This is a genomic window from Sulfitobacter sp. (genome assembly GCF_036961165.1).
Lineage (GTDB): Bacteria > Pseudomonadota > Alphaproteobacteria > Rhodobacterales > Rhodobacteraceae > Sulfitobacter.
In genome coordinates, this window is the sequence record NZ_JBALVJ010000123.1 from 1 (window position 1) to 6,558 (window position 6,558).

Sequence of the window (6,558 nt, forward strand, 5' to 3'; positions counted from 1 at the left end):
GATGCATCTTAGCCAAGCCGCAAAACTGTCCTAAAAAGCAGGACCACTTCACTCAACGCGATGATCGGTCGTTCTTTATGAATTTCAACACTGCCTGTACCTTAGCTGAGCGGTGCAGATCCGTGTGCGTCACCAGCCACAGTGGAACCACCCAATCTGGTTGAGGCGCAAGTATCTCGACCAAATCTGCGCGTTTTCGCGCGTATATCTCAGGGTGAAATCCAATTCCCATTCCGGCAAATAGGGCTTGATCTGCAATGCCTTGGTTTGCGCTGATCAGTGTTTTGTTTGTCTGGGGCACATTTCGCCTAAGCCATCCCGTGAACGGAAACGGTGTTTTGTCCTGCTCCCAACAGACAAATCGGTGATTGCAATAGTCGTCTCGCGACTGTGGCAGGCCATTATGCGCGACATAGCTTTCATGGGCATACAGACCAAACTTGAGGTCGTGATAGGGCTGAACAATGTTGTCTGGTTGATCTGGCTTGGGTCCGGACCGAATTGCGACGTGCGCCTCGCCATATTCCAGTTTCAGCAAGGCTGCGCTTGCGATGAACTTGATCACCGTGCTTTTGTTTTCATCCTGAAACCGCTGGAGCGCAGGCAACAGAAGTGGGGCGGTACGTTCGTGCGCCGTAACAATGAGATCACCGGTAATTTTTGCGGAACGGCTGCGCGTTCGTCCGGCCAGTTGTTCAAACTGTTCCTCTGTCGCATGCGCCACGCGCAAAAGGTCCTCACCTACTTCGGTGGGTGTGTAACCCGTCCTGTTGCGAAGGAAGACACGGGCGCCCAGTTCTGCCTCCAGCGTGTCTATATGGCGTATCACCGTGGCCCGGTGCACCCCAAGAACGTCAGCGGCCGCGCTCACTGTCCCAAGGCGGGCAATTTGGTACGCGGTCTTGATCTCTGTCCATTTATCCATCGAACTTTATGTCACGAATCCGTACATCAGATGCGCAAATGGGTGCCTATGCTGTTTTTTTGCTGCATAACATAACTGTGCAATATCGAAGGATGTCAACACAGCTGCTGGGTGTCCCAGTGATCGCAGCCTCCGTTTTAACCTACATAACACAGCAGAAAGGCCACAAAATGCAATCACCGTACCCCCGCCGCACGTTCATCGCGATGACTATCATGATGGTCCTTACGTTCTCTCGCGCCTCTGTCATCACCTACTTCCCCCATTTGGAGATGTATGGCGGCATTGATGCAAACGCCTGGTTCGCCCCATGGGTCAGCGATACAATTCTTGGCCTTATGGTTCCGGTCATGATCTATCTTTTGTGGCGCAAGACCGGTGCGAAAGTCTGGGCCGGATTAATTGTCTATAACGCGCTTGGTGCGTTTGATTATTCTCATGGGCTGGCCACACAATGGCATTATCCGCAAATGACCGAAGGCTCGGTGTCCGCAGTCATCTACACAGCCATTGGGTTGGGCATGATTTTCAACCTCATAGTTGCGTTGATGATGTTGCGTGGCGACGTCATGCGTCATTTTCTCAGACAATCCGACTAAAACCCAGAACTTTGGCAGGAAAGACTTTACATGTCTGTACAAACGGAGATGCTTCCTGATGGCTCCAACCTGAAAGCCATCGGGCCGGACCCACCGATGGCGGATCTGGAAGAGCTGCCTTTCGCTGCACGGCATATGAACTCACGATGAGCGGACAAGGGGTGCATTCGCTGTCTAATACTACCGCTTGACGACAAGATCGCAAACGATTTTGATCCGGCTACGGGCAACAGAACAAATGTAGGCGACAGAAACCGCCAGCACTCAAGATTTTGATTTAATAGGTTTCCTGAGAGCAGGAATATATCCGGGGAATTTCATGAAGTATCGCGTTCGGCTGACGCAAGTATGTGCCGTTTTGTTTGCCCTTATCTGCACAGCTCTGCCTGTACAGGCCCAGTTCAACCTTGGCAGTTCAACAACGGTCCAACAAACACCAACTTTGCCTGACCCGCTGACGGCCGAAGCAGCAAATGCGCTGATCTCGCGGCTGTCGGATACAGAAGTGCGCGCACTGCTGTTGGATCAGTTGAACACGCAGGCTGCGGCAACTGAGCAGGATGCTGGCGGTTCTTCTGAATTCCTCTATCACGCCACCACAGGCGCATGGCAATCCGTGGTGATCTCAGTGCAGGGCCTGCCGGATTTGTTCACGATTCAGGCCCGTGCATTCTCAAACTTCTATGACAGCATTGGCGGCCAGACGGGGCTGCTGGGCCTGCTGGGGTATATGGTAGTGGTGTTCGGCATCGCAGCTGGTGCTGAGATGATCTTTCGCCACCTTACCCGAAACTGGCGCATTCTGCCGCCTGCTGATCCCGAAAACACCACCCTGCGCGAAACTGTCCAATTACTGGCCCAGCGTCTAACCACCCAAGTCGTGGCCGTAATCGTCTTCGTTTTAGCCGCACGTACGACAGGCATGCTGATACTGCCCGAAACGCTTATCCCCACCGTGCAGCTTGTCGGCCTTTTCCTCATCGGTTTTCCGCGCTTCATGCTGGCCATCGCATTTTTCCTGTTTGCCCCGATGAACCCAGAATACCGCTTGTTAAGCGTGGACACCAAAACTGCGCGTGCCTTTTGTTTTCATCAGTTCTGGATTGCCTTCCTGATCGGTTTTTCCGGTGCCATTATCGCGTTCAACACCAACAACGGCCTGCCTATGGGCTCAAGCGGCCTCGGGTTTTGGCTGAACCTGGCACTCTACATTTACCTCATTGTTGTATTCTGGCGCTACCGCGAAGGCGGCGTTTCGTTGATGCGTGGTGCCGACCCGGACGTGACACCCATGGAAGAACGCGCAGCCCAGCTTTATCCTTATGCAATCATCCTTATTTTCATTACCTTATGGTGGGTAAGCAGGATTATCATAAGCTACGGTAATCTGGAACTGCTCGCCAGCGCGCCGCACTACAAGACCATGCTGCTTTTGATGTTTGCGCCTGCCTTGGACACGCTGATCCGTGGGCTGGTGCGCCATCTAACCCCCGCTATGACTGGCGAAGGCCCCGTGGCTGAACGCGCTTATTATGCCACCAAACGCTCCTATATCCGCATTGGCCGCGTGGTGATCTTTGCCATAGTTGTCCTGTCGATTGCCGATTTCTGGGGCATGAGTGCCACCTCAATCGCGGCGGCAAGCGTCGGTGCGCAATTCGCGGCACGTTTCATCGAATTTCTGATCATCATGTCGATCGGCTATCTGCTCTATGAGGCGGTATCGCTCTATATCAATCGCAAGCTGGCCGCCGAACAAACCGCCGCAGGCTATAATCCGGATGAAGAGGAAGTCGGCGGCGATGGCGGCGGCGCGGGCGGCTCGCGCCTCTCCACTGTGTTGCCCTTGATCCTGCTGGTTTCACGTTCTTTCATCGTCGTGCTGTTCTTGCTCTTGGGCCTCAGCAACATCGGGGTGGACACCACACCGCTTCTCGCCGGCGCCTCCATTGTCGGTCTGGCCATAGGCTTTGGCGCGCAAAAGCTGGTGACCGATGTCGTGTCCGGTATCTTCTTTTTGGTCGATGATGCCTTTCGCAACGGTGAATATGTTGAGGTCGAAGGCACCATGGGCACGGTCGAAAAAATCTCTATCCGCTCCATGCAACTGCGCCATCACAAGGGACCGGTGCACACCATTCCTTACGGCGAAATACCCAAAGTCACCAATTTCTCGCGCGATTGGGTGATTATGAAGCTGCGCTTTACCGTGCCCTTCGGCAGTGACCCTGAAAAAATCCGCAAAATCTTCAAGAAAATCGGCCAGGACATGCTGGCGATCCCCGAATTGACCGAGGACTTCCTGCAACCGTTCAAATCCCAGGGCGTGTTGGAAATCGACGATGTCGGCATGGTGATCCGGGGCAAGTTCATGGCCAAACCCGGCAAGCAGTTCATGATCCGCAAGGAAATCTTCAACCGCGTGAACAAGGCCTTTGAAGAAAACGGCATAGAATTCGCCCGCCGCGAAGTGCGTGTGGCCTTACCCAGCATGGATCATGCTCATGATCTTACGGCCGAAGACACCGCTGCCATCTCTGCTGCCGCCACACAGGCCGTACAAGAGCAACTAGCAGATGCAGGCAAAAAGGACGGGGGCAGATAAACTCAGGACATTCGAGCATGTTCTAATACCCTCATTTTTTGGAACACGCTGAAACAACCCGATTGATGGCAACCAAAATCTCATTCAAAACCGAAGCCGTTGTTGAAGGTTTTTGTCTTCCTCACGGTAGCAGACCTTCGTACGCTTTGCAGCATTAGTCAAATTGGGCTCACTGCGGACCTTCGCCGCGCTTGCAAAGCGAGATCAACGCAAAATAGGAAAGCAAGAGGCAGCTTTGCGGGGCGGTTTCAACCGTTCGCTGCAAATACGTCAATGGCTGCTTTCATCGAATTCCCTTGACACGATACCATTTGGTATCTCTTATTAATAATACCAAATGGTATCATAAAGAGATTCATGATGAAAAAACTTCTCGCTATCACGATACTCATGACATTGTTTGTGCCGATAGTTGCAAGCGCTGGACAGATTACCTTGTTAGATACAAACGATTTATCATGGGAAACAACGCCTGAAGGCGTCGCATTTGCGGCGCTGCAAGGGGACCGGTTCACAGAGTCATATCAGGCATTGGTCAGGTTGCCCGCTGGAACCGTAATCCCTCCACATGTGAAGACCACAAATATGTATGGCGTCATGCTGCAAGGTGAAATGAAACACTATGCCCATGGCGAAGATCCAGACACTGCTTCAAAAATCGGAGTTGGTTCATTCTACGGCATTCCAGCGGTATGACCCATATTTCTGCATGTGTCACAGAGGAGCCTTGCGTCGCTTATCTCTACCAAGACGGTGCTTTTGATTTTCTGCCAGTACAGCAATGACGGGGGCACAGCAGATGGGGTTTCGGGCGCTGGCTGACCCCACCCGCCGGAGCATTCTTCAGTTGTTAGCGAACAACGACATGACGATTGCCGAAGTGGCCGAGAACTTCCAAATGACCAGAGCGGCAGTGAAAAAACACCTCACGATTTTGAACGAAGGCAATCTGATCTCGATTCAAGTCGATGGCAGGTCGCGGCGAAACACCCTCAATACAGATGGGTTGAGAGAAGTTTACGACTGGTTCGGGTTCTTCGATTCCTTCTGGGATAGCCGCCTCGACGCCCTCAAATCCGAAATCGAAAAGGACATACAATGACCGATACGATCCTACGAAAGTCCATTTACCTCAAAGCCACTCCCGCGCAGGTCTGGGCCTATCTCACGGACCCCGCAAAGCTTGCAATTTGGTTTCACAAGCCCAACGCCGCCTTGGTCGAGGGTGACTATGAAATGTTTGGGGCTGAGAGTGGCGACAAACTCATGTGGGGCAAGGTCCTCATTGCTGAGCCGTTTACGCGCTTAGAATACACTTTTACCATCGTACCGATGGGCGATCAGGTGAGCACAGTAAAGTGGAGTCTGGAAGAAGTGCCCGGTGGTACAAATCTGTCGTTGCGTCACGAAGGTCTACCTCAAGGCGCAGAGGCCTTTGGCTTAACTCTTGCTATCGATAAGGGATGGGACGACCACCTTGCCCGGATGCGAACCTCGGCACACGAAGAATAACGATTGATCGAGTAGACTTCGAATACAGAGTAATTGAGGTCCGCTGAATCGCCAATGCAGACATTCGCCGCGCCGCATAAAATAGGTAAACTTGGGCTCCTTGCTGCCGTTCGCTGCGGTTGCACACGAAATCACCGCCAAATCGGAAGGCGAGAGGCGGCAATGCGGACTTTTCTGCTGTTCAGAAGGCTGATGCCAATGTCAGCTTTTCTGTGCAACGGCCTCACCAAAGCTATCTCTCATCAGTGAATCAAGCATTGAACAGGCCGCTGTTCCATCGTCGCAATTCTTGGAAAGGTTCAAGAGCGCTTCCCGCAATCGCGCAAGATTTTCAATCTTAGCATCAATCTGGGCCAAATGATCTTCCGCCAGTGTTTCCACCTCGCCACAGGAGCGATCTTCTTGTCCGGTGAATGAAAGGAAAGTTTGAATAATCGGTATCGGAAAACCTAAATCGCGACACCGTTTCACAAATCGTAGCTTTGCAATTTCATCGACTGAATAGAGCCGTCGCCCTGCGGTGGACCTTCCTGGCTTAGGAACAACGCCTACGCGTTCGTAGTAACGGATGGTTTCTATGTTCACCCCACTTTGCTGTGAGGCCTGCCCGATTGCTATCATTTCTCTTGCTCCTGTAGTGGCTACAGGAAGTACAAGTTGAAAATGGATATGCATGCAAATCAAGAAACAGTGACAGAAACGGGCTTGGCGTTTTGGCTTGTGATACCTTTCGCGGCACTACTGGCGCTGCTATGGGCCTCATGTTGTGTGTTGCCAGTCTTGAGACGCGTTTCAGGGTACTCAAATCGCTCTGTCGTCGCGAAAACAGTCAAAAATCGAGGTGCCCTACAATAAATGTCCGCTTTGGGCGGCGGTCTCAACTGATCGACGCAACACATGCATTGAAACGCTCTGCG

The 6,558-nt window shown here is 52.4% G+C and carries 7 protein-coding genes; 5 read left to right on the forward strand and 2 right to left on the reverse strand.

From position 1 onward, the window contains the following. Positions 1 to 52: 52 nt before the first annotated feature. Complete coding sequence (locus V7730_RS21495) at positions 53 to 925, reverse strand: LysR family transcriptional regulator (RefSeq protein ID WP_335749605.1); 873 nt, start codon at positions 923 to 925, stop codon at positions 53 to 55. Positions 926 to 1,095: 170 nt separating this feature from the next. Between V7730_RS21495 and V7730_RS21500 the strand changes: the two genes are divergently transcribed. From V7730_RS21500 to V7730_RS21520, 5 genes are all read left to right on the forward strand, one after another. After that, positions 1,096 to 1,524, forward strand: coding sequence for a hypothetical protein (locus V7730_RS21500; protein WP_335749606.1), 429 nt, complete (start codon positions 1,096 to 1,098; stop codon positions 1,522 to 1,524). Between the two features lie 319 nt (positions 1,525 to 1,843). Next, the gene (locus V7730_RS21505; protein WP_335749607.1) at positions 1,844 to 4,129 is read left to right on the forward strand and encodes a mechanosensitive ion channel family protein; all 2,286 of its coding nucleotides are present in this window, start codon (positions 1,844 to 1,846) and stop codon (positions 4,127 to 4,129) included. Positions 4,130 to 4,486: 357 nt separating this feature from the next. Continuing rightward, complete coding sequence (locus V7730_RS21510) at positions 4,487 to 4,825, forward strand: cupin domain-containing protein (RefSeq protein ID WP_335749608.1); 339 nt, start codon at positions 4,487 to 4,489, stop codon at positions 4,823 to 4,825. Between the two features lie 85 nt (positions 4,826 to 4,910). Further along, positions 4,911 to 5,231, forward strand: a complete 321-nt coding sequence (locus V7730_RS21515) for an ArsR/SmtB family transcription factor (RefSeq protein WP_335749609.1) — start codon at positions 4,911 to 4,913, stop codon at positions 5,229 to 5,231. Further along, entirely contained in the window at positions 5,228 to 5,641 is a 414-nt protein-coding gene (locus V7730_RS21520; protein WP_335749610.1) for an SRPBCC family protein, read from the forward strand. The genes V7730_RS21515 and V7730_RS21520 overlap by 4 nt, the downstream gene beginning before the upstream one ends. Positions 5,642 to 5,842: 201 nt before the next feature. Here V7730_RS21520 and V7730_RS21525 read toward each other — a convergent pair whose 3' ends face one another. Continuing rightward, the gene (locus V7730_RS21525) at positions 5,843 to 6,262 is read right to left on the reverse strand and encodes a MerR family transcriptional regulator (RefSeq protein ID WP_335749611.1); all 420 of its coding nucleotides are present in this window, start codon (positions 6,260 to 6,262) and stop codon (positions 5,843 to 5,845) included. Positions 6,263 to 6,558: the final 296 nt, after the last annotated feature.